Source organism: Collinsella sp. CLA-ER-H2, from assembly GCF_040092405.1.
In the GTDB taxonomy this organism is placed as follows: Bacteria; Actinomycetota; Coriobacteriia; order Coriobacteriales; family Coriobacteriaceae; genus Collinsella.
Genome location: NZ_JBBNLO010000031.1, coordinates 1 through 22,191, shown reverse-complemented (window position 1 = coordinate 22,191; position 22,191 = coordinate 1). Strand labels below are relative to the sequence as shown.

The 22,191-nt window shown below is 60.3% G+C and carries 14 protein-coding genes; 10 read left to right on the top strand and 4 right to left on the bottom strand.

The features are described 5' to 3' along the window. The first annotated feature begins 434 nt into the window (after positions 1-434). From AAAX59_RS08460 to larD, 9 genes are all read left to right on the top strand, one after another. Positions 435-3,200 (top strand): YhgE/Pip domain-containing protein, encoded by a 2,766-nt coding sequence (locus AAAX59_RS08460; RefSeq protein ID WP_349071462.1) that lies wholly within the window; start codon positions 435-437, stop codon positions 3,198-3,200. After that, the gene (locus AAAX59_RS08455) at positions 3,201-5,390 is read left to right on the top strand and encodes a YhgE/Pip domain-containing protein (RefSeq protein WP_349071461.1); all 2,190 of its coding nucleotides are present in this window, start codon (positions 3,201-3,203) and stop codon (positions 5,388-5,390) included. A 339-nt stretch (positions 5,391-5,729) separates the two neighbouring features. Beyond that, positions 5,730-6,713, top strand: a complete 984-nt coding sequence (locus AAAX59_RS08450; protein ID WP_349071460.1) for a DMT family transporter — start codon at positions 5,730-5,732, stop codon at positions 6,711-6,713. 116 nt (positions 6,714-6,829) lie between these two features. Continuing rightward, positions 6,830-8,125 carry a M20 family metallopeptidase gene (locus AAAX59_RS08445; protein ID WP_349071459.1) on the top strand — a complete coding sequence of 432 codons (1,296 nt, stop codon included), beginning with the start codon at positions 6,830-6,832 and terminating at the stop codon, positions 8,123-8,125. Positions 8,126-8,247: 122 nt separating this feature from the next. Continuing rightward, positions 8,248-9,582 (top strand): MFS transporter, encoded by a 1,335-nt coding sequence (locus tag AAAX59_RS08440; protein WP_349071458.1) that lies wholly within the window; start codon positions 8,248-8,250, stop codon positions 9,580-9,582. 209 nt (positions 9,583-9,791) lie between these two features. Further along, positions 9,792-11,105: a histidine--tRNA ligase gene (gene hisS, locus AAAX59_RS08435; RefSeq protein WP_349071457.1), complete on the top strand. Its 1,314-nt coding sequence runs from the start codon at positions 9,792-9,794 to the stop codon at positions 11,103-11,105. A gap of 338 nt (positions 11,106-11,443) precedes the next feature. Continuing rightward, complete coding sequence (locus tag AAAX59_RS08430; RefSeq protein ID WP_349071463.1) at positions 11,444-14,176, top strand: phosphoenolpyruvate carboxylase; 2,733 nt, start codon at positions 11,444-11,446, stop codon at positions 14,174-14,176. Positions 14,177-14,594: 418 nt separating this feature from the next. Next, on the top strand, positions 14,595-15,872 hold the full coding sequence (gene larA / locus AAAX59_RS08425; protein ID WP_349071456.1) for a nickel-dependent lactate racemase: 1,278 nt from the start codon (positions 14,595-14,597) through the stop codon (positions 15,870-15,872). A 49-nt stretch (positions 15,873-15,921) separates the two neighbouring features. Beyond that, the gene (gene larD, locus AAAX59_RS08420; RefSeq protein ID WP_349071455.1) at positions 15,922-16,653 is read left to right on the top strand and encodes a D/L-lactic acid transporter LarD; all 732 of its coding nucleotides are present in this window, start codon (positions 15,922-15,924) and stop codon (positions 16,651-16,653) included. Positions 16,654-16,959: 306 nt separating this feature from the next. Here larD and AAAX59_RS08415 read toward each other — a convergent pair whose 3' ends face one another. The 4 genes from AAAX59_RS08415 to serB form a co-directional block, all read right to left on the bottom strand. Then, positions 16,960-17,499, bottom strand: a complete 540-nt coding sequence (locus tag AAAX59_RS08415) for a TetR/AcrR family transcriptional regulator (protein ID WP_349071454.1) — start codon at positions 17,497-17,499, stop codon at positions 16,960-16,962. A gap of 2 nt (positions 17,500-17,501) precedes the next feature. Continuing rightward, the gene (locus tag AAAX59_RS08410; RefSeq protein WP_349071453.1) at positions 17,502-18,419 is read right to left on the bottom strand and encodes a LarC family nickel insertion protein; all 918 of its coding nucleotides are present in this window, start codon (positions 18,417-18,419) and stop codon (positions 17,502-17,504) included. 10 nt (positions 18,420-18,429) lie between these two features. Beyond that, positions 18,430-19,212, bottom strand: coding sequence for a nickel pincer cofactor biosynthesis protein LarB (gene larB, locus AAAX59_RS08405; protein ID WP_349071452.1), 783 nt, complete (start codon positions 19,210-19,212; stop codon positions 18,430-18,432). A 114-nt stretch (positions 19,213-19,326) separates the two neighbouring features. Then, complete coding sequence (gene serB, locus AAAX59_RS08400) at positions 19,327-19,962, bottom strand: phosphoserine phosphatase SerB (RefSeq protein ID WP_349071451.1); 636 nt, start codon at positions 19,960-19,962, stop codon at positions 19,327-19,329. 255 nt (positions 19,963-20,217) lie between these two features. On the opposite strand from serB, the gene aspS reads away from it, so the two are divergent. After that, complete coding sequence (gene aspS, locus AAAX59_RS08395; RefSeq protein ID WP_349071450.1) at positions 20,218-22,005, top strand: aspartate--tRNA ligase; 1,788 nt, start codon at positions 20,218-20,220, stop codon at positions 22,003-22,005. Positions 22,006-22,191: the final 186 nt, after the last annotated feature.

The following is a 22,191-nucleotide window of genomic DNA, read 5'->3' as shown; positions in this document are numbered from 1 at the left end:
ATTTCCCCGGACAGGACCACCTTTGCCGCCGAGACCTTGAACTGCCTGTCGTATCGCTTTCTTCTTTGGGTCATCTTGAACACCTTTCGCTCTTAACTAGGTGTCCAATTCATCATACCCACTCCACTTGGATACGCCTAGGCGCGGTCCAAGAAATCGTCCGCACCCCCAATGCGGGCTTGAAGTGGGAGATTTTCCACTCTCGTTTCCTTTTGAATGATTCCTCCGTCCCCAAGGGATCAATTATTTGTCGGGGTTGTGGTTTTGTGACCTGCTGAAATTAAAGATACTGTACAACTGTACGTTAATTCGTCTTCGTAGTATATTGCTACCCGCAAAACTCAATACCATTGTGCTCTGAGACGCTAAAGCGCCTACGTACAATGGTTATCAATAGTACGATTCGATTCAACGACAGGATGGATGGTCCAAGCGTGAGTCTCGGCAGCAAACTATCCAATGCAAAGGTCTCCTTTGCGATATTTAAGCGCGACATTAAGCGACTGCTTGTGAACCCCGTCGCCTTGGTGGTTACCCTTGGCGTGTGCGTTATTCCCTCGCTGTATGCCTGGTACAACATCGTGGCCAACTGGGATCCGTACGGAAACACCCAGGGCATCAAGATTGCCATCGCCAACAACGATCGGGGCACCCAAAACGACCTGGTGGGCGAGCTCAACGCGGGCGATCAGGTCGTCGATCAGCTCAAGGAGAACGATCAGCTGGGCTGGACCTTCGTCGATTCTGCGGCCGATGCCAAAGAGGGCGTCGAGAGCGGTGAGTACTATGCGGCCATCGTAGTCCCCAAGAACTTCTCGGATAACCTGGTTTCGATGCTCGACGGCAACTACCATCAGCCCAAGCTTACGTACTACGTCAATGAGAAGAAGAGCGCTATTGCGCCCAAGGTTACCGACACCGGTGCAAACACCATCGAGGAGCAGATCAACTCGGAATTTGTCTCCACGGTGGGCGAGACCGTTGCCAGTATTGCCAAGGATGCCGGAGTCGATTTAAAGGACAAGGCAACCCAGACTCAGGATTCGTTGGCCGGTTCGGTATCAGAGGCTTCCGATACGTTGGGCGAAGTGCGTGATTCGATTGGCGACATGAATGCCGCCATCGATAAGACGAGTGGTTCCATTGCCTCGGCAGATGCGGCACTTGCCGGTCTGCAGGGTCAGGCGCCGTCGCTGACGCAGGCGATCTCCCAGGGCAATGACCTGCTGGGCGAGGCTCGCGCCACGGCGGGCAACTCTGTCGCCTCGCTCTCCAAGGCGCTCTCGGAAGGCAGCCTTGCGCTCACCAAGACGTCAGCCTCCGCAAACGCTGCGATTGGCAAGCTGACGGGCACGGTCGCATCTACGACTACCCGTATCGACAACTCGCTTGAGTCTCTCCAAGCGACGATCGACCACAATAAGGCCGTTATCGGGCACTTGGAAATTCTCGTCAATGACACGTCGACAGGTTCCAAGGAAATTGACGCGCGCATTGTATCGATCATCGATTTGCTCCGCGAGCAGAATGAAAAGCTTCAGAGCATCAAGGACGGTCTGTCTGCGCAGTCGAGCGCCATGGCGAATGGCGCTGCGGCTGTCTCGGGTGCCAGCGACGCTATCAATAATGCAATTCAGACCGGTGCGACCAACCTTGGCCAGGCTCAGACGGACCTGGGTCAAAACGCGCTGCCGAAGGTCTCGAGCGCACTTGATTCGTTTGCCGCCGTCTCGGGTGATCTGACGGGAATCGTGTCTGGCCTCACGCCTACTATTGCAAGTGCGCGCGGTACACTTTCGCAACTCAACGCCACGCTCGGTCAGGCCAAGACCACGCTGTCCCAGACCGATGCCTCGCTTGCCAAGGTCCAGGACAAGCTCGCAACCGCCGCCAACGACATCGCGGCGCTACAGACCTCCGAGTCCATGGGCGAGCTGGCCGGCCTGATGGGCGTCGACGTCGATGATGTTGCAGACTTCATGGCATCTCCGGTCGAGCTGACCTCAAAGTCAATTTACCCGGTCAAGAGCTTTGGTTCGGGCATTGCCCCGTTCTATACCAATCTGGCGCTGTGGGTGGGCGGCTACGTGCTTATCGCCATCTACAAGCTCGAGGTCGACCGCGAAGGCATCGGCAGCTTTACCGCGCGTCAGGGCTACTTTGGCCGCTGGTTGCTCCTGGTGATCCTGGGCGCGTTGCAGGCCATCATCGTTACGGTAGGCGATCTGGTGATCGGCGTGCAGTGCGTCAGCCCGCTGCTGTTCGTGCTGGGCGGCATCGCCATCTCGTTCACCTACGTCAATATCATCTATGCGCTGTCCACCACGTTTAAGCATATCGGCAAGGCTATCGGCGTCATTCTGGTTATCGTGCAGATCCCGGGTTCGTCGGGCATGTACCCCATCGAGATGATGCCAGGCTTCTTCCAGTGGCTGCACCCGCTGCTGCCCTTTACCTACGGCATCAATCTGCTGCGCGAGACGGTCGGCGGCATGTACTCGTTCAACTACCTGTTTAACCTGTGCATTCTGGGCGTGTTCTTGATCGTGGCGCTCTTTATCGGTCTGCAGCTGCGTCCGCTGCTGCTCAACCTTAACCTGCTCTTTGATAAACAGCTTTCCACGACCGGTATGATGATTTGCGAGTCCAACGACCTGCCGCGCCAGCGCTACTCGCTGCGCACGGCCATGCGTGTCATGCTCGATTCCGATTCGTACCGTCGCGAACTGCTCGATCATGCGGTCGCCTTTGAACATCGTTACCCGTACTACATCAAGGGCGGTTTTGCCGCCGTGGTGGGCGTTCAGGTCCTGCTCTTTGTCCTGTCGACGGTTCTCGATATCGACAATAACGGCAAGATCATCCTGCTTGTCATTTGGATCATCTCGGTTATTGCCATCTGCGGCTGGCTTATCAATATCGAATATATCCGCGCGAGCCTCAATACCCAGATGCGCATCTCGGCGCTTTCGGATGAGGACCTGCGTCGCGAGATGCGCGAGCACACGGCCGCCATTCCTGCCGCCCGCCACATGTTTGGCCTCAACGCCAGCGAGCGTGGTGCCAAGGGCGGCGATCAGTCCACGGGCCGCTTGCCGCATATCGGCTCGCACCATAAATCTCAGGGCAGCGACAGCACAGCCACAAATGATGGAGATACCACCGCGCTTGGCAAGCACCCCAAAGGAGGTGAGGCATAAATGAAGAACATCCTGCATCTGTTTAGGCGCGATGTCCAAAACGTGTCTCGCTCCGTGATCGGCTTGATTGTCGTGATGGGCCTCATTATCGTGCCGTGTCTGTACGCGTGGTTTAACATCGCCGGCAGCTGGGATCCGTACGGCAACACCGGCAATCTTAAGATCGCCGTGGTCAACACCGATGAGGGTTACGAGAGCGATCTGATTCCCGTCGAGGTTAACGTGGGCGAAAACGTGACCGCCACCCTACGCGGCAACGAGAGCTTCGATTGGGTTGTGCTTAACGATCGCGAAAAGGCTATCGAGGGCGTTAAGTCGGGCGCGTACTATGCTGCCGTCGTTATCCCCAAAACGTTTAGCGCTGACATGATGACGCTTTTCTCGACCGACGTGAAACACGCCGATATCGAGTTTTACGAGAACCAGAAGGCCAACGCCATCGCGCAGATCGTGACCGAGAAGGGTTCGAGCGCCGTTCAGAACCAGGTTAACGAATCTTTTACCGAGACCATTACGAGCATCGGTCTTAAGACGGTGTCCAGCCTGCTCGATTACATGAGCACCGACCAGGTCAGCAACTTTATCGCCAACCTGTCCTCGACGCTCGGCGATTCGATTGAGGACCTGCAAGACGTTCAGGCTAATGCTTCGTCGCTGGCGGGCATTTTGAGCTCTACGTCCGATTCGTTGACGTCGGCGAGCGGTATGCTCCAGCAGACGGGTACGGTCGATGAGTCGACCAAGCGGTTGATGGAGCATGCCAAGAGCGGCATGAGCGATTCCAAAGAAGCGCTGAAGGCCGCCAACGACGCCATCAACGCCGCGATTGACGGAAGCGCTGGCTCGTTCGACAACGTGTCCGCCGAGCTTGCGAAGGCATTCGATGCCGCGAATCAGCATGTTGACCTTACGGTGTCTCAGCTCAACGATGCCGCGGCGGCGCTCAATACACGTGCCGACGATATCGACGCCACGGCCGACCAGCTCCGCGGCTTTGCCGAGCAGGTCAGTGACGAAAAGCTCCAGGAGAGCCTCAAGTCTGTGGCAACATCGCTGAACAGGATCGCGGTGGAGTATCGCAACAGCGCCAAGGACCTGACGGCAACTGCTAAGTCCCTTTCTGACAGCATGGCAGAGGTCAACAGCACGCGTGCCGAAGTCGACCAGGCCATCGCCGATGCTAAGGCGGGCATTTCGGGCGCCAAGTCCGACTACGACTCCACGTTCTCGGTCAAGGCAAAGGAGCTCAAGAAGACGGTTCCAGGCATCCTGGACTCGCTGGATGGCATCTCGGGCGATCTGGATAGCGCCGTAGACGGCCTGACCGACGCATCCGGTTCGCTGGCAAAGGGCCTCTCCAAGGCTGCAAAGCTGGTCAACAAGGCTTCCGATCAGCTGGGTGAAGCGTCCGATAAGATCAGTGCCTTTAAGGACGAGCTCGACGGCGCCCTTATGTCGGACGATCTGGCCACGATCAAGACGATGATTGGCAATGATCCCGAGGGTTTGGCCGTGTCGCTTTCCGGTCCCGTCGCGCTCGATCGCAAGCCGGTCTATCCGATCCGCAACTACGGCTCGGCCATGGCGCCGTTCTACACGATTCTGTCGCTCTGGGTCGGCTCGATCGTGCTGGCGGCCATGATGAAGGTGTCGGTTGACGACGAACTCATCAATGAGTTAATCCCCGTGCGCTTGCACGAGATCTACCTGGGCCGCTACCTGTTCTTTGGCGGTCTGGCCCTGCTGCAGGCAACGCTCGTGTGCGCGGGCGACATCCTGTTCTTTGGCATTCAGTGCGACAACCCGCTGCAGTTTGTGCTGGCGGGCTGGGTCGCGAGTCTCGTGTTCTCCAATATCGTCTACACGCTTACGGTTTCGTTTGGCGATATCGGCAAGGCTTTGGCCGTTGTGCTGCTGGTCATGCAGGTCGGCGGTTCGGGCGGTACGTTCCCCATCGAGATGACCGGCTCTGTGTTCCAGGCGATCTATCCGTTCCTGCCGTTTACCCATGGCATTAACGCCATGCATGCCGCCATGGCTGGCGCCTACCATATGGAGTACTGGGTTGAGCTGGGCATTCTGGCGAGCTATCTGATTCCGTCGCTGGCCCTGGGCGTCGTCTTCCGCCGTCCGGTCATCAAAGCCAACGACTGGATCATCGAAAAGCTGGAGTCGACAAAGCTAATTTAGTGCGGCAACGTTAACGCTGATGTAGCACTAATGCCAGCGAGCGAGCCGCATTTGCGCCAAGGTGACGTGAAATGAAAGGGCGCTGACCTTCTGGTCGCGCCCTTGAAATTGAACGTCAGATTGGCGTGAATGCGGCTCGCGCAGCGACGGCCGGTCCGCCGTTCGGTAGAACGGCGGAACAAAACGCTTTAGTGGGCTGGATTGCGATGCAACGCCGGTTGTTGCTACAGTAGCGGGGCGTGCCGGGGGTCCGGTGCGCCCCGTTTTTATTTGACCATGAGGCGGCACGCAGCCATACGCGTGCGGACACCACGCCCAGATTGAGTGTGAGGATGTTCCATGGCCCAATATGCTGCCAACGAAATCGAAAACATGCCCGATAGCCCTGTGGCCCGCGAGGATTTAGGCGCGGGCGGTATTTTCCGGGGCGCCGGCGCACGTTCTCCGCTGTTCTGGAAAGTCCTGCTGCTTTCGGTGGCAGTCGTCTGGGGCTACTCCTTTACGACCATGAAGGACGCGCTCGACACCATTCCGGTGTTTGAACTGCTCTACGTGCGCTTTCTGCCTGCGGCGTTGGTCATGTTTGCCATCTTCCACAAGCGCATCATCGCGCACCTCAACGCCCGCAACCTTATCGTCGGACTTGGAATGGGCACACTTATGTGGGCCGCCTACGCCCTGCAGACAGTCGGTCTGGCGCACACCACGGCGGGCAAGAACGCGTTTTTGACGGGTACGTACTGCATCCTCGTGCCCTTTGCGAGCTATTTCCTGAGCGGCGAAAAGCTCACGCGCTACAACTTGGGTGCCGCGCTGCTGTGCCTAGCGGGCATTGGCCTCGTCGCACTCGATAGCGTTGAATTCAACATTGGTGACGTCATTACGCTGGCGGGTGCGGCCTTTTTCGCCATCCAGATGGCGGTGACTGCCAAGTACGGTCGCAAAATGGACATCAACGTCATCACGTTTTGGATGTTTGTGGGCAACGGCGTGCTGAGCCTGGCAACGTCGCTGCTATTCGAGACCCAAGCGCCTCTGTCCGTGTGGACGCCGAGCTTTATCAGTGCGATGGCGTTTCTCTCGGTGGGCTGCACATGCGCGGCTCTGCTCATCCAAAACGTCGGCCTGGCGCATGTCCCGGCCTCGACGGGCTCGCTGCTCCTTTCGATGGAGTCGCCTTCGGGTGTGCTGTTTTCGGTGCTGCTGATGGGGGAGGCGCTCACCTCGCGCCTGCTCGCCGGCTTCGCGCTAATCTTCCTGTCGATTATCTTGAGCGAGACTCACTTCGATTTTTTGCGTCGAAAGCCGCGCCCGCAATTGTAAACAACTTGTTGCGCCGCCCTCCCGGGGCGGCATTTTTTATGCCTCGCCCTTAAAGTAGTACCTTGCACTTTACGCTATCAAAGTGCTTGCTGCAAAAACGATACTGGAGGGCATCTATGGCACCAGCTTTGTCCGATCTTCAACCGCAATCAGCGCCCAAGGCCACCGCAGCGGCGCAGACCGCTATCGGTGACGGTCTTGTTGCAGAAGCTCAGGCTTTTGCAGACGAGCTCGCTGCGTGGCGACACGATCTCCACCAGATGCCCGAGCTGGGTAATAGCCTCCCACAGACCTCTGCGTATATCCAAGCGCGCCTGACCGAGATGGACATCCCATTTGCCACACTCGTTGATGGTTCCTGCGTTGTGGGCCTTGTCGGCGCCGGTGCCGCCGCGGCCCAAGGCAATGGCGTCTGCACGAATGAGCAGGCCGGTACGGTCATCATGCTTCGTGGCGACATGGATGCCCTGCCCGTTGCCGAGGAATCCGGCGAGCCCTTTGCATCCACCAACGGCTGCATGCACGCTTGCGGTCACGATATGCACGCGACGGCGCTGCTTGGTGCGGCGCGCCTGCTCAAGGCCCGCGAGTCCGAGCTTGTCGACGCCAACGCCACGGTTAAGTTGCTGTTCCAGCCGGGCGAGGAAACCTTTGAGGGTGCCCGCGCCGCCATCGCCGACGGTCTGCTGCAGAGCCCGCGTCCCCAGGCCGCCTTTGCCATGCATGTCAATAGCCAGTCGCCGCTTGGCCTGGTGCTCTACGGCAGCCCGGCGCTCTCGGGCGTGTACGGTTTTCGCATCACGCTTCAGGGCAAGGGCGGCCATGGCTCGAGCCCCGAGATCTGCATCGACCCCATCACGGCCGGCGTCCATGTGCATCTGGCGCTTCAGGAGCTCATCTCCCGCGAGGTGCCGGCGGCCAAGGAGGTCGCGCTTACCGTTGGCAAGTTCGCCGGCGGTCAGGCCGCAAATGTCATCCCCGACACTTGTGTGCTCGAGGGAACGCTGCGTGGCTTCGACGTCGAGCTCATGGAGCGCCTCAAGACCCGCATCGCGGAGGTCGTCAAAGGCGTTGCCGCGACCTATCGTACGCCGGCGACTATCGAGACGCTCTCGGATGTTCCCCCGCTCGTACTCGATGACGATATGACGCAGGCGTCGCTTGGCTACGTGGGCGCGGCGCTGCCCAAGTCCGCCTTCCTGCCGCTGTTCCACGCCATGGCGAGCGAGGACTTCGCGTTGATCTCGAGCGAGATCCCGAGTGCGTACTTTACCGTGGGCGCTGCCGTGACTGATACGGACGAGCATTTTGCTCAGCATCATCCCAAGGCACGTTTTAGCGATGCCGAGCTTCCCCTTGGCGCCGCGGCTTATGCCGCCGTCGCTTTGGGCTACATCGCCGACCACCGGTAGCGCCCAACCTTGCCTTTCAAGCCTGCGGGCATGGCCATAAGGCCTATGCCCTTGTCTTTCAAGGCAATCTTGGGCACTACCGGCGCCCGGCGCAGACTATTCGTTTGTTTAAAAGGAGCGGTATGTCCCGGCAGCATAAATTCTTCCCCGGTTGGCTCGTGGTGGCCTCCGGCTTTGTGATCATGGCCACGTGTTACACGATTTTCGTTAACTGCATGAGCCTGTTTCAGCCACTCATCGTAAGCGACCTCGGGATTACGCTTGCGCAGTACAACATCTCCAACGCCATCTCCACCGTGGTGAGCGTTATCGGCTCACTTGTGATCGGTCATGTTGCCGATAAAGTAAGCGGTCGCGTTTTGGGCTCCCTAACCGTTATCGCTACCTCTGCCGTTCTTGCCGGTATGAGCTTTGTCGGTGAGTTGTGGCAGGTCTACGTGCTCTTTGCCGTCTCGGGCTGCTTTGCCGTCGCCTCGACCCGCCTGCTCATTAGCCTGGTGACCGCCAACTGGTTTACGGCCAAGCGAGGCCTTGCCATCTCCATCGCACTTTCGGGCTCGGGCTTTGGCGGCGCTATTCTGTCTCCCATCGTGAGCTCGCTGATCGTGAGCGTTGGCTGGCGTTCCGCCTTCCTGGTGCTCGCGGCTATCTGCATGGTGGCGGCGCTGCCCATCACGGCCTATTCCTTCCGCACCAAGCCTTCCGAGATTGACCTGAAGCCGCTCGGCGAGAACCCGGGCGATTCGTCCGTCTCGACGGCCGGCGACAAGGACGAGCACACGGCTCCTGAGGTTAACGTTGGCTGGTCTCGCATCAAGAAGAGCCCGGCGTTTTGGCTGCTTGTCGTCGCCTTCCTCTTTATGGGGCTTGTCAATGGCGCCATCCTGCCCAACCAAGTTACGAACATGACGAGCGTTACCGTCAACGGCGCCAAGATCGTCACGGGTGGCCACGACCCCATGTGGGCCGGTACGGTGCTTTCTGCCTACATGGCCACGGTCGTTATCGCCAAGATTTCGCTCGGTGCCATCTACGACCGCTTTGGCCTGCGCTTTGGCAATATCCTTGGCTCCGTTGCGTGTATTGTCGCCTGTGTGGCGCTGTGCTTCCCGACGACGGACCTTGGTCCTATTGTGGCCGCCGTGAGCTTTGGTATCGGAACGTGCATGGGCACCATCACGCCTACCATTGCCGCGTCCAAGCAGTTTGGTATGGCCGACCTCGGCAAGGTCACGGGCACCATTACCTCGCTCGAGATGGTCGGCGGGGCGGCACCGTGGGCGCCATCGTCTCGGGAGTGCTGTTCGATGCCACGGGCTCCTTTGCGAGCACCTGGATTGTGTGCCTGGCGTGCTCCGTGGTCATGCTCGTGTTCCTGCTGGCATCCGAGCCCATCGCCGCCAAGCTGCGTGCGAGCGTGGCGGGGGAGTAGACGTCCGTCGCTCTTTTCTGTTTAACCCGTTCTGTCCGTGGCTGCCCTGGAGGCCGAATAGATGCTCGTACCATCATTCGGTTTCCAAGGCGGCCACGGATTACAAACAGCGGCGGCGCATCTGGCCGAACGAGTCCCCATACCCTCGTTCGGTCAGACGCGCCGCCGCTGTTTGTGTTTGTGCCGTATAATGTCCACTACCTATGACGCGATACAAAAGAAAGGTGTTTGCCCATGCAGGCACAGAAGGCGGAGGGAACCCGCGACCTTATCGGCGCCGAGATGCGCGCCTGGCAAAAGATGCAGCAGATTGCGGCCGGCGTGTTCGAGCCGTTTGGCTTTAAGCCCATCGAGACGCCCGCGATCGAGCAGGTGGACGTCTTTGTCCACGGTATCGGCCAGTCGACCGACGTCGTGCGCAAGGAGATGTTCCGCGTGTTTAGCGGCGCCAACCTGGAGCGCGTCTTTACCGAAGGCACCGACACCAAGCTTAAGCCCAAGCAGCGCTTGGCGCTTCGCCCCGAGGGCACGGCCGGTGTGGTGCGCGCCGTCGTGGAGAACAACCTGGTGCCCCAGGGCTCCACGCCGTTTAAGGCTTATTATGCCGAGGCCATGTTCCGCGGCGAGCGTCCCCAGAAGGGCCGCCTGCGCCAGTTCCATCAGGTGGGCATCGAGTGGCTCGGCGCTCCCGATCCGGCGGCAGACGCCGAGTGCATCATCATGCTCATGGAGTTCTACAAGCGCCTGGGCTTCGATCTTTCCAAGCTCCGTCTGCTTATTAACTCGATGGGCGATGCCCAATGCCGTCCGGCATATCGCGAGCAGGTCAAGCAGTTTATCCTCGATCACGCCGACGAGATGTGTGATGAGTGCCGCGAACGCGCCGAGCTCAACCCGCTGCGCGCTTTCGACTGCAAGAACGACCATTGCCGCGAGATCATGGCCGACGCCCCGCTGATGGGCGACAACCTGTGCGATGAGTGCCGCGAGCACTACGAGCAGGTCAAGCGCTATCTGGACGCCGCCGGTATCGAGTATGTCGAGGATCCTACCCTGGTGCGCGGCCTGGACTACTACACCCGTACCGTCTTTGAGGTCGAGGCTCCCGGCGCCGGTGTCGGCTCCATCGGTGGCGGCGGTCGCTATGACGGCTTGGTCGAGCTCGAGGGCGGCAAGCCCACGGCCGGCGTCGGCTTCGCCGTCGGTTTTGAGCGCGCCCTGCTGGCCCTTCAGGCATTTGGTAACGACTTGGGTGCCGAGGAGGCCCCGTGCGTCTACGTCGCCAATGCCGGCAAGGATCTGCGTCAGAACGTCTTTGCCATTACGCAGCAGCTTCGCGCCGCAGGGATTGTGACCGAGGCCGACTACCAGGGTCGTTCGCTCAAAGCCCAGTTTAAGCAGGCCGATAAGGTGGGCGCCAAGCTCATCCTGGTCCTGGGTGGCGACGAGCTTGCCGCCGGCAAGGTCAAGGTGCGCGACATGGAGAGCCATGACGAGGTTCTCGTCGATCTGGCCAACGTCGTCGAGGCGGTTCGCGAGCGCCTGTAGCTCATCTTTTTGAGCTGCGGGCCTGCCAGCGTGCCCTGCTCATGGAGAGCGATTGTTACGGGGGTGTTTCGCTTTTATGCGGAATGCCCCCGTTTACGTATGCCGCCCACCGAGAAATACGACCATTTAGGGCAAAAACCCTTGCAATGCAGAAAATACTTTTGTGTGGTAAAGCGCAATCAGTGTCGAAAGTATTTCTCAAGCGCCTATAATGAATACCGCATGTTACGTGCATAGAAGGAGGAATGGGAGGAAACGTGGCTGAGAACCTAAGCAACCAGTCTGTACCCGAAGCCGCGGCGCGCGTCGCTGCCGTGGTCAACCGCCTCGTTAACCGAATCGGCTCGAATGCCGAATCCAAGGAGCGTCTCGCCGAGATCGAGATCCCCGAGGAGCTGCGCGACAATCTGGCGCTGTTCTTGCGCCTGGAGCGCCGTGTGCTTAGCGAGTATGATCCCGAGATCGCGGACCTGTTCGACAAGATTTTGACAGCCGAGATTGTGGCCAACGCCGGAAACCCCGGCACCCGTGCTGCCGACGAGTCCGTCGACGAGCAGGGCGTGCCCACTGCCGACGAGCCCACCGCCGTGGCGTTTCGCGAGGTCGTTGATCTGATCGACAGTCTGCCGCTCGATAAGCAGCAGGTCATCGTCCGCGCCTTTACGAGCTTCTTCCATCTGGCAAACCTGTCGGAGGAGAACTACCGCGTGGCGCAGCTGCGCGAGCGCGAGGCCGGCGCATCGACCGATACCGAGGTCGATCCCGCCAACGAACTCACCGTCGCCTATCACCAGTTGGTAAACGAGATGGGTGCCGAGGGCGCCAACGAGCTGCTCGACAAGCTGGAGTTCCACCCTGTCTTTACCGCACATCCCACTGAGGCCCGTCGCAAGGCCGTCGAGGGCAAGATTCGCCGTATCTCCAACCTGCTGGAGGAGCGTCCGCGTCTGGGCGGCTCCGACCTGGTGGAGAACGAGCGCCATATGCTGCAGGAAATCGACGCCCTGGTACGCACGAGCCCCATCGCGTTGAAGAAGCCCACGCCGGTCGAGGAAGCCGATACCATCATCGACATCTTCGATAGCACGCTGTTCGACGTCATCCCCGTCATCTATCGTCGTTTTGACGACTGGGTGCTGGGTGATAAGGCCGGTACCGTGCCGCCGCTGTGCCCGGCGTTCTTCCATCCCGGCAGCTGGATCGGTTCCGACCGCGACGGTAATCCCAACGTCACCGCCAAGGTGAGCCGCGAGGTCGCCGCCAAGTACTTCACTCACATGGTGCTCAAGCTCGAGGACAAGTGCCGCCGCATCGGCCGCAACCTGACGCTCGAGGCCACCTACAGCAAGCCGTCTGCCGAGCTCATCAACCTGTGGAACCATCAGGTCGAGATGAGCACCCAGTACACGGCCCGCGCCGAGCTGATCTCCGAGCACGAGCCGCATCGCGCCGTTATGCTCGTCATGGCAGACCGTCTGAACGCCACCGTTCGTCGCATCACCGACACCATGTATCACAGCGCAGACGAGTTCCTGGATGACCTGCGTGTCGTTCAGCGCTCCCTGGCCGCCTGCGGTGCCGTTCGTGCTGCCTACGGCCCGGTCCAGACCATCATCTGGCAGGTCGAGTCCTTCGGCTTCCATATGGTCGAGATGGAGTTCCGTCAGCACTCCGTGGTGCACGCCCGCGCCCTCAAGGATATCCACGAGAACGGTATCCACGGCGATCTGCAGCCCATGACGCGCGAGGTCATCGATACCTTCCGCGCCATCGGCTCCATCCAAAAGCGCTACGGCAAGAAGATGGCGCACCGCTACATCATCTCGTTCACCAAGAGCGCCCAGCATGTGGCCGACGTCTTTGAGCTTGCCCACCTGTCCTTTGCACACGAGGAGGATGTCCCCGAGCTCGACGTGATCCCGCTGTTCGAGCAGCTCGAGGACCTCGAGGGCTGCGTCGACGTGCTCGACCAGATGCTTACGCTGCCCGTGGTGCAAAAGCGCCTTGCCCAGACCAACCGCCGCATGGAGGTCATGCTGGGCTATTCCGACTCCTCCAAGGATGCCGGTCCTACCACGGCCATGCTCGCGCTGCACTCCGCGCAGGAGCGCATTGCCAAGTGGGCCGAGAAGAACGATATCGACCTGGTGCTCATGCACGGTCGCGGCGGTGCCGTGGGCCGTGGTGGCGGCCCGGCCAACAAGGCCGTGCTGGCGCAGCCCAAGGGTTCGGTCAACTGCTTCTTTAAGCTCACCGAGCAGGGCGAGGTCATTTTTGCCCGTTACGGTAACCGCACGCTGGCTCAGCGCCATGTTGAGTCCGTTGCCGCCGCAACGCTTTTGCAGTCGGCCCCGAGCGTCGAGAAGACCAACACCGAGACCACGCAGAAGTTCTGGGATATGGCGGAGAAGCTCAACGCAGTAAGCCATGAGCGCTATCTGGACCTGCTGAACACCGAGGACTTTACACCGTGGTTCTCGACCGTGACGCCGCTGACCGAGGTCGGTCTGCTGCCGATCGGCTCGCGCCCGGCCAAGCGCGGCCTGGGTGCCAAGTCGCTCGACGACCTGCGCACCATTCCGTGGATCTTCAGCTGGAGCCAGGCACGCATTAACCTGGCCGCTTGGTACGGCCTGGGCACCGCCTGCGAGCAGCTGGGCGATCTTGACCAGCTCAAGGCTGCCTACCAGGAGTGGCCATTCTTCCGCACCTTTATCGACAACATCGAGATGTCGATCGCCAAGACCGACCAGCGCATCGCCAAGATGTATCTGCACCTGGGCGATCGCCAGGATCTGTCCGAGAAGGTCTTCACCGAGATGCAGCTCACCCGTAAGTGGGTCCTTGCCATCGTCGGTGACGAGTGGCCGCTGCAGCGTCGTCGCGTGCTCGGCTGCGCTGTCCGCGTGCGCAACCCCTATGTCGACGCCCTGTCCATCGCCCAGGTCCGCGCCCTTCGCGAGGTGCGTATGAACCAGGACGAGATGGCCGAGGAGAAGAAGGCCGAGTACATGAGCCTGATTCTTTCGACTGTGACCGGCGTCTCGGCAGGATTGCAGAACACGGGGTAATCGATAGCCCTGTAGTCGTCCGGGCCCGCCATCAGTTTACTTTTAGGCACGTCCTCGGACATGCAAGAAGCCCTCGCTGCGCACTTCGTGCGGCGAGGGCTTCTTGCGTCCTGCGGAGTGTGCCTAAAAGTAAGCTGATGGCGGGCCCTGCGATGTCCGGTCTTCGGCGGATTACTGGCTGAGGGAATATAGTGCGCTTCGCGCGTTTTGGATGGGGTCTGTCCCGGCGGCGCGTTTGGCGCTTCTCGCCTTACGACTGTAGCGGTCGCGGTCCCGGTTGGGATTGCGGCCGTTTTGTTGTGGGTCAAATATGAACGTTGTGTTAATGAGTCGGTGGACGGTGGTGTTTTTCGGTGAGCGGCGTATCCTTCCAACGGTTTATCTAGTGTGTCAGTTGAAAGGAAGAGGGCGCTCGTCATTGTTTGAATGTGAACTGCCGTTTGACCACAAGACGTTGCATCTGGAGCTCGAGGATAAGAATTTCGCGGGTGTGATGGAAGGTCATCAAAACGAGTTTAAGACTACAAAATCGCAGGAGGAGCTAGTAGAGGAGTCGCTTGCCAACCCTTATGGCTCGCCTTTGCTCGAGGAGCTTTGTGCTGGCAAGAAGGATATTGTCATCATTAGCTCCGATCATACGCGTCCCGTTCCCTCGCGTGTGACGATGCCTATTCTGCTGCATCACATCCATTCCGCTGCGCCTGAGGCGCGCGTTCGCATTCTGGTTGCTACGGGTATGCATCGTCCGTCGACGCACGAGGAGCTCGTCAACAAGTACGGCGAGGAGATCGTTGCCAACGAGGAAATCGTTATGCACGTCGCGACTGACGACAGCATGATGAAAAAGATCGGCACCCTGCCTTCTGGTGGCGAGTGCATCATCAACAAGATTGCGGCCGATTGCGATCTGCTGCTTGCCGAGGGCTTTATTGAGCCGCACTTCTTTGCTGGTTTCTCTGGTAGCCGCAAGTCCGTCCTGCCTGGCATCGCCAGCTACAAGACCATCATGTACAACCACAATGGTCAGTTTGTAAACGATTCCCACTCGCGTGCCGGCAACCTGTGCCACAACCACGTGAGCGAGGACATGTTCGCCGCCGCCGAGATGGCTCACCTTGCCTTTGTGCTTAACGTGGTGCTTAACGGCAAGCACGAGGTCATCGGCTCCTTTGCCGGCGACATCCACAAGGCGCACGAGGCTGGCTGCGAGTTCGTGAAGAGCCTTGCCGGCGTTGAGCCCGTCGAGTGCGAGATTGCCATTACCACTAACGGCGGCTACCCGCTCGACCAGAACATCTACCAGGCTGTGAAGGGTATGTGCGCTGCCGAGGCCACGCTTCCCGAGGGCGGCGTGATCATCGATGTCGCCGGTTGTGCCGACGGTCACGGCGGCGAGGGCTTCTATCACAACATCGCCGACAACGATCCGGCAGAATTTGAGCGCGCCTGCATCGATCGTCCCAAGGACGAGACCCTGCCCGATCAGTGGACGAGCCAGATCTTTGCCCGCATCCTGGCGCATCACCCCGTGATCATGGTCACCGACCTGTGCGATCACCAGATGCTCAAGGATATGCACATGACGCCGGTCAACACTATCGAGGAGGCGCTCAAGCTCGCCTTTGAGATGAAGGGTGCCGATGCCAAGGTTGCCGTCATTCCCGATGGCCTGGGCGTTGTCGTCGCGCAGCACTAGTGCGCGGCCTAAACGAATCGTTTATAACCGACAAGAAAGATAAGGTTTTATGCTTACCAAACTCCTCTGTGAATTCGGCGCAACGGCCCTCATGATCATCTTTGGCGTGGGCGTGCACTGCGATACGGTGCTCAAGGGCACTAAGTATCAGGGCTCCGGCCATATGTTTGCCATCACCACCTGGTCTTTTGGCATCTCGGTCTGCCTGTTTGTCTTTGGCGGCGCCGTGTGCATGAACCCCGCCATGGTGCTTGCCCAGTGCATCGTCGGCTTGGTGCCGTGGGGCAGCTGCATCCCCTTCATGATTGCCGATATGCTCGGCGGCTTTGTGGGCGCCGTAATCGCTTGGCTTATGTATGCCGATGAGTTCAAGGCTTCCGATGGCGTCGTCGATCCCATTGCCCAGCGCAATATCTTCTCGACCAACCCCACCACCGAGGGTACGAACTATGCCCGTAATTTCTTCTGCGAGGCTATCTGCACTTTTGTGTTCATCAGCGCCATCCTTGCTGCTGCTAACCGTGCTGGCGAGAACGTCCTGATGCTCGCTATCTGCGTCGGCCTGATCGTTTGGGCCGTTGGCATGGGCATGGGCGGCATCACCGGCTTCGCCATGAACCAAGCCCGTGACCTTGGTCCTCGCATGGCCTATCAGGTGCTGCCGATCAAGAACAAGGCTGACAACAACTGGAAGTATGGTCTGCTTGTTCCTGGCATCGCTCCGTTTGTCGGTGCCGCTCTGGCCGCGCTGTTTGTGCATGGTTTCTTGGGCATGTTCTAGGCTAAGGACGGCTCTATAAGGTCCGGGCTCGGTAAGGGTTAACTTTCCAACGCGTCCTCGGACATGCAAAAAGGCTCGCTGCGCACTTCGTGCGGCGAGCCTTTTTGCGTCCTGCGGAGTGCGTTGGAAAGTTAACCCTTACCGAGCCCTGGGCATTTTTGGCTGTGTTCGAACAAGCAACCCAACATATATATCTGAATTTGGATGGGAGGGGCTTGTTGCTGTTGGGGGGCGTTGAAGCGCGAGTGACACTTTGGGATGCGTGGCGGCCTGGGTTGGGGCGATGCTTTGGGATGAGCTTCTTACTTAGGTGAAGAGGGGCTTTATGGCTGAGAGGTAGTCTTTGGCTACGTCGGCTTTGTTGGCTTCGAAGTTGTGCCAGGCCCACCATTGGACGGTGGCTACGAAGCTTGAGGCTATGTGGTGTAGGAGGAAGCTGCGGTCCATGGTGGCGGCGGGGCCGTTTGGGTCGGTAGGGACGGTTTCGGCTGCGCGCGACATGATGGTCTTGCGGAGACAGTCGGCGAAGACGCGTGAGCCGGCGCCGGCTACGAGGGCTCGTACGCCCTGGCGGCGCTCCCAGAGGTTGTTGAGGATATGCTCGACCTGCACGCGTGGGTCGTCGAACGGTGTGCCATCGTCGTCGAGGGCGTGGGTGCAGATGTCGCTCACGAGTTCGGACAGTAGGTCATCTTTGCTCTTGAAGAGGCCGTAGAACGTGGCCCGACCCACATGGGCGCGAGCGATGATGTCGCCGACGGTGATCTTGCCGTAGTCCTCTTCGCGCAGCAGCTCGGAGAACGCCGCGACGATGGCGGCGCGGCTTTTTGCCTTGCGTGCATCCATGGCTATGCATCCACGTGAACAAGCAGGCAACGGAGCGTGCCGGAGCAGCCCTCGTAGGGGCGCTTACCGGCGCCGTAGCCGACGGCCTCGATGCGGTAGCGGGCCGGCAGGTGCTCGGACGTGCGCAACGCGGCGACGATGGCGGCGCCCGTGGGCGTCACAAGCTCGCCGGCGACCGGTGCGGGCGTGAGGGCGATATTGCCCGCCTGGCACAGGTTGACGACAGCGGGGACGGGAATGGGCATGAGACCGTGGGCACAGCGGATGGTACCGTGACCCTCGGAGAGCGACTCGACCACGATGTCCTCAATACCCAGGTCATCGAGGCAGATGGCGACAGAGCAGACGTCGACGATGGAGTCGACGGCGCCCACCTCGTGGAACATGACGGTCTCGGGCGTCTTGCCGTGGGCCTTGGCCTCAGCGGCGGCGAGCGCGGTAAAGATGGCGAGCGCGCGACGCTTGGCGCCATCGCTTAGCTGCGAGCCGTCGATGATGGCGGTGACGTCCGCCAAAGAACGGTGGTGATGGCCGTGGGCGTGATGGTGACCCTCGTGGCCATGACCGTGGGCCTCATGGTCATGCTCGTGGCAGTGCTCGTGCTCGTGCTCGCCATGATCATGATGGTGGTGCTCATGCTCGTGTGTGTGCTCGGCAGCCGCTTTGTTGCCGTAGAGCCAGGCCATGTCGTGGTCGTGGTTCTCGAGCTCCTCTGCCAGCTGAACGTCAAAGTCGCAGGCGTCGATGCCATGCTTGTTTGCGCGTGTAACGGCAATCTCAAAGCCGTCGACCGGCAGCGTGGCGAGCTGCTCGCGCAGATGCTCCTCGCTGGCGCCCAGGTCGAGCAGGGCCGCGACGGTCATATCGCCGCTGATGCCCGAGGTGCCGTCGATGATAAGCGTGTGCTGATGGTTGGACATGAAATGCTCCTTAGCGGGCGCAGGACGTGCCGGCGCTCAGATGATTGATAAGACTTGCCTGGTAGGCGGCACCAAAGCCGTTGTCGATATTGACGACTGAAACGCCGCTGGCGCAGGAGTTGAGCATGGCGAGCAGTGCGGCCACGCCGCCAAAGTTCGCGCCATAGCCCACGCTGGTGGGGACGGCGATGACCGGACAGCTCACAAGGCCTCCGATGACGCTCGCCAGGGCGCCTTCCATGCCGGCGATGGCGATGACCACCTGCGCCTGGGCAAGTTCCTCAGCATGAGCGAGCAGGCGGTGCAGGCCGGCGACACCCACGTCGTAGAGGCGGTCGACCTCGTTGCCATAGAACTCGGCCGTCAACGCGGCTTCTTCGGCGACGGGCAGGTCGCTCGTGCCGGCGCAGGCGACGACGATGCGTCCGTTGCCGGTGGGGGAGGGCTTGCCGCCCACGAGGGCGAGCTGGGCGTCCGGGACATATCCCAGGTCGATATCGTTGTCGAGAAGCTCAGCGGTGCGCGCGGCTTTTTCGGCATCCAAGCGCGTGACCAGGATGCGTTCCTGGCCGGCATCGCGCAGTGCTTCGATAATGGCGGCAATCTGATCGGCGGTTTTACCGGCCCCGTAGACAACCTCGCCGGCTCCCTGGCGCACCCCGCGCGAAAGATCGAGCTGCGCAAAGCCCAAATCGGCGGTCGGAGCCGTCTGGATGCGCGTGAGGGCGTCGGCAGGGGTGACTGCTCCGCCGGCAACATCGCTCAGCAATTGCTCAAGATCTCGCTTATCCATATATGTTCCCTTCGACGGCGCAAAGTCTAGCACTCAAAGGGTATGTTTCCGAACACTAAGACAAAATTGTTCGGAAACTATAGGACAGACTGATTCAATTGTTAGATGGATTGACTAGTCGCGCAGGATGATGTCCATGGCGAGCATCAGGTTGCGTTCGTCGATGGCAAACGGGGCCGCCTCGCGCGTCTTGGGCTTGGCGCAAAACGCGATGCCCGTGCCCGCGGCCTGAATCATGGGGATGTCGTTGGCGCCGTCGCCGATCGCGACCGTGTGGGCCATATCGACGCCGCACTCAACTGCCCAATCTAGCAGCTGGATGAGCTTGGACTCCTTGGTCACGATGTCGGCCGCCAGCTTGCCGGTGAGCTTGCCGTCCACGACTTCCAGGCGGTTGGCCAGGCAAAAATCGATGCCCGCGGCGGCCACGATCTTGTCGGCGACCTCGTGAAAGCCGCCGCTTACCACGCCGACCTTCCAGCCCTTGCTGTGCGCCGAGCGTACAAGCTCCAGCGCGCCGGGGGTAAACGTCACGCGCGCAAAGGTGCGCTCGAACACGCTCTCGTCCAAGCCGGCAAGCAGCCCCACACGCTCCTCGAGCGCCTGCTTAAAGTCGAGCTCGCCGCGCATGGCGCGCTCAGTGAACTGCGTCACTTGCTCGCCTACGCCGGCCTCCTCGCCCAACAGGTCGATGACCTCCTGGTTGATGAGCGTGGAGTCGATATCCATAACGATGAGGCGTACAGTCATGGCGGGCCTTTCCGAGTGCAGTTTTATTGGGCATATTGTCGCACGTGACGAGCGCGGGCGGGTGCCGCGGTGCGTCAATTGTTTCGTCTCCGTCAAGTCTTTGGGCAGGAGCTACTTTTCCGCGGCACATCGACACAGGTGCGATAAGATAGAACGTCATGTCTGGCTGCGCGGTTTACGCAGGCCGGGCAAATCTGTACGACGCCGCCCGGAACGACACGGGGCGGCACAGATCCATAAAGGAGGATCACTGGTATGAGCCAGACCCGTCCCATCGACGAGCATTCCATGCACACCCGTACCTGCGGCGAGCTTCGCGGCGAGAACGTGGGCGAAGAGGTCACCCTCACCGGTTGGGTGAGCCGTCGCCGCGACCACGGCGGTCTTATCTTCTGCGACCTTCGCGACCGTGAGGGCATCACGCAGCTCACCTTCGACCCCGAGCACTCCGACGGCGATGCCTTTAAGATCGCCGAGACCATGCGTCCCGAGTGGCCCATCAAGATCCATGGCGTCGTGCGCGCCCGTGGCGAGGAGACCACCAACACCAAGCTCGCGACCGGCGAGATCGAGGTCCTGACCGATCATGCCGAGGTGCTCAACACTTCCGTCACCCCGCCGTTCCAGATCGAGGACGGCATCGAGACCAGCGAGGACACCCGTCTACGCTATCGCTATCTGGACCTCCGTCGTCCCGAGATGATGGCCAACCTCAAGCTGCGCTCCGACTTTACCTTTGCCATTCGCGAGGCGCTGCACAACCGTGAGTTTATGGAGGTCGAGACGCCCTCCCTGTTTAAGTCCACGCCCGAGGGCGCTCGCGACTTCATCGTTCCCAGCCGTATTCAGCCGGGCAACTTCTACGCCCTGCCGCAGTCCCCGCAGCTCCTGAAGCAGCTGCTTATGGTCGGTGGCGTCGAGCGCTACTATCAGGTTGCCAAGTGCTTCCGCGACGAGGACTTGCGTGCCGACCGTCAGCCCGAGTTCACCCAGGTCGATATCGAGATGTCCTTCGTGGACCAGAACGATGTTATGAGCGCGCTCGAAGAGGTCCTGGCCGATGCCTTCGGCCGCATGGGTGTCGAGATGCCCACGCCGCTGCGTCGCATGAACTACTGGGAGGCCATGGACACCTATGGCTCCGACAAGCCCGATACCCGCTATGGCATGCACTTGGTCGACCTGACCGACATCTTCGCCAACTCCAAGTTCAAGGTCTTTGCGACTGCCGCAAATGAGGAGGGCTCTGTCGTCAAGGCCATCAACGCCAAGGGCGCCGGTGCCTGGGCACGTGCCAAGATCGATAAGCTCGCCGGCGTGGCCTCCACGTTTGGCGCCAAGGGCCTGGCCTGGATCGCCTTCCGCGAGGACGGCTCCATCAACAGCCCCATCGTCAAGTTCTTCTCGGACGAGGAGATGGCCGCTCTGCGTGAGCGCATGGACGTCGAGCCCGGCGACCTTGTGATGTTTGCCGCCGGTCCGCGCCTGCTCTCTGACGAGATCCTGGGCGGCATGCGCTCGCACATGGCCAACGCCCTCGAGATTAAGCGTGAGGGTCACGACTTCCTGTGGGTCGTCAACTTCCCGCTGTTCCACTGGGATGAGGACCGCAAGGCTTACGCTGCCGAGCACCAGCCCTTCACTCTGCCGACCGAGACCGACATCGCCAAGATCGAGGCCGATCCCCTGGCAGCCGGCTCCTGCACCTACGACTTTGTCATGGATGGCTTTGAGGCCGGCGGCGGCGGTATGCGTATCCACAACGCCGAGATGCAGATGTCCATGCTCAAGCTCCTGGGCTTTACCGAGGAGCGTGCCGAGTCTCAGTTCGGCTTCCTCATGGAGGCCCTCAAGTTTGGTGCGCCCCCGATGGGCGGTTTTGCTCTGGGCCTGGACCGCGTGTGCATGCTGCTCACCGGTTCCGACTCCATCCGCGACGTCATGGCGTTCCCCAAGACGGCCAGCGGCTCCGACCTTATGTCGGGTGCTCCGAGTGCCGTTTCCGGCGCCCAGCTCAAGGACGTCAGCCTGCGCCTGATGTAGGCAAGCGGCTACATATTGCTTGCAACGAGGGAAGGACGTGTGCCTTCCCTCGTTTTTTATTTAAAGGCTTTAGCCTGTGCGGGGCGCGCAGCGCGCCGCATCAGAAACCACCCGCTATGCGGGTGGGGACAACCGGCTTTACAAAGCCGCCCCCTCGCCGGACACTTGCGATTGTTCAGGCCGCAA

Excerpts from the sequence above, each read along its gene's own strand:
- AAAX59_RS08415 (WP_349071454.1), bottom strand. The coding sequence starts at position 17,499 with ATGGATGCACGCAAGGCAAAAAGCCGCGCCGCCATCGTCGCGGCGTTC.
- AAAX59_RS08445 (WP_349071459.1), top strand. The coding sequence starts at position 6,830 with ATGGCACCAGCTTTGTCCGATCTTCAACCGCAATCAGCGCCCAAGGCC.
- AAAX59_RS08440 (WP_349071458.1), top strand. The coding sequence starts at position 8,248 with ATGTCCCGGCAGCATAAATTCTTCCCCGGTTGGCTCGTGGTGGCCTCC.
- larD (WP_349071455.1), top strand. The coding sequence starts at position 15,922 with ATGCTTACCAAACTCCTCTGTGAATTCGGCGCAACGGCCCTCATGATC.
- AAAX59_RS08450 (WP_349071460.1), top strand. The coding sequence starts at position 5,730 with ATGGCCCAATATGCTGCCAACGAAATCGAAAACATGCCCGATAGCCCT.
- aspS (WP_349071450.1), top strand. The coding sequence starts at position 20,218 with ATGAGCCAGACCCGTCCCATCGACGAGCATTCCATGCACACCCGTACC.
- hisS (WP_349071457.1), top strand. The coding sequence starts at position 9,792 with ATGCAGGCACAGAAGGCGGAGGGAACCCGCGACCTTATCGGCGCCGAG.
- larB (WP_349071452.1), bottom strand. The coding sequence starts at position 19,212 with ATGGATAAGCGAGATCTTGAGCAATTGCTGAGCGATGTTGCCGGCGGA.
- AAAX59_RS08410 (WP_349071453.1), bottom strand. The coding sequence starts at position 18,419 with ATGTCCAACCATCAGCACACGCTTATCATCGACGGCACCTCGGGCATC.
- serB (WP_349071451.1), bottom strand. The coding sequence starts at position 19,962 with ATGACTGTACGCCTCATCGTTATGGATATCGACTCCACGCTCATCAAC.
- AAAX59_RS08455 (WP_349071461.1), top strand. The coding sequence starts at position 3,201 with ATGAAGAACATCCTGCATCTGTTTAGGCGCGATGTCCAAAACGTGTCT.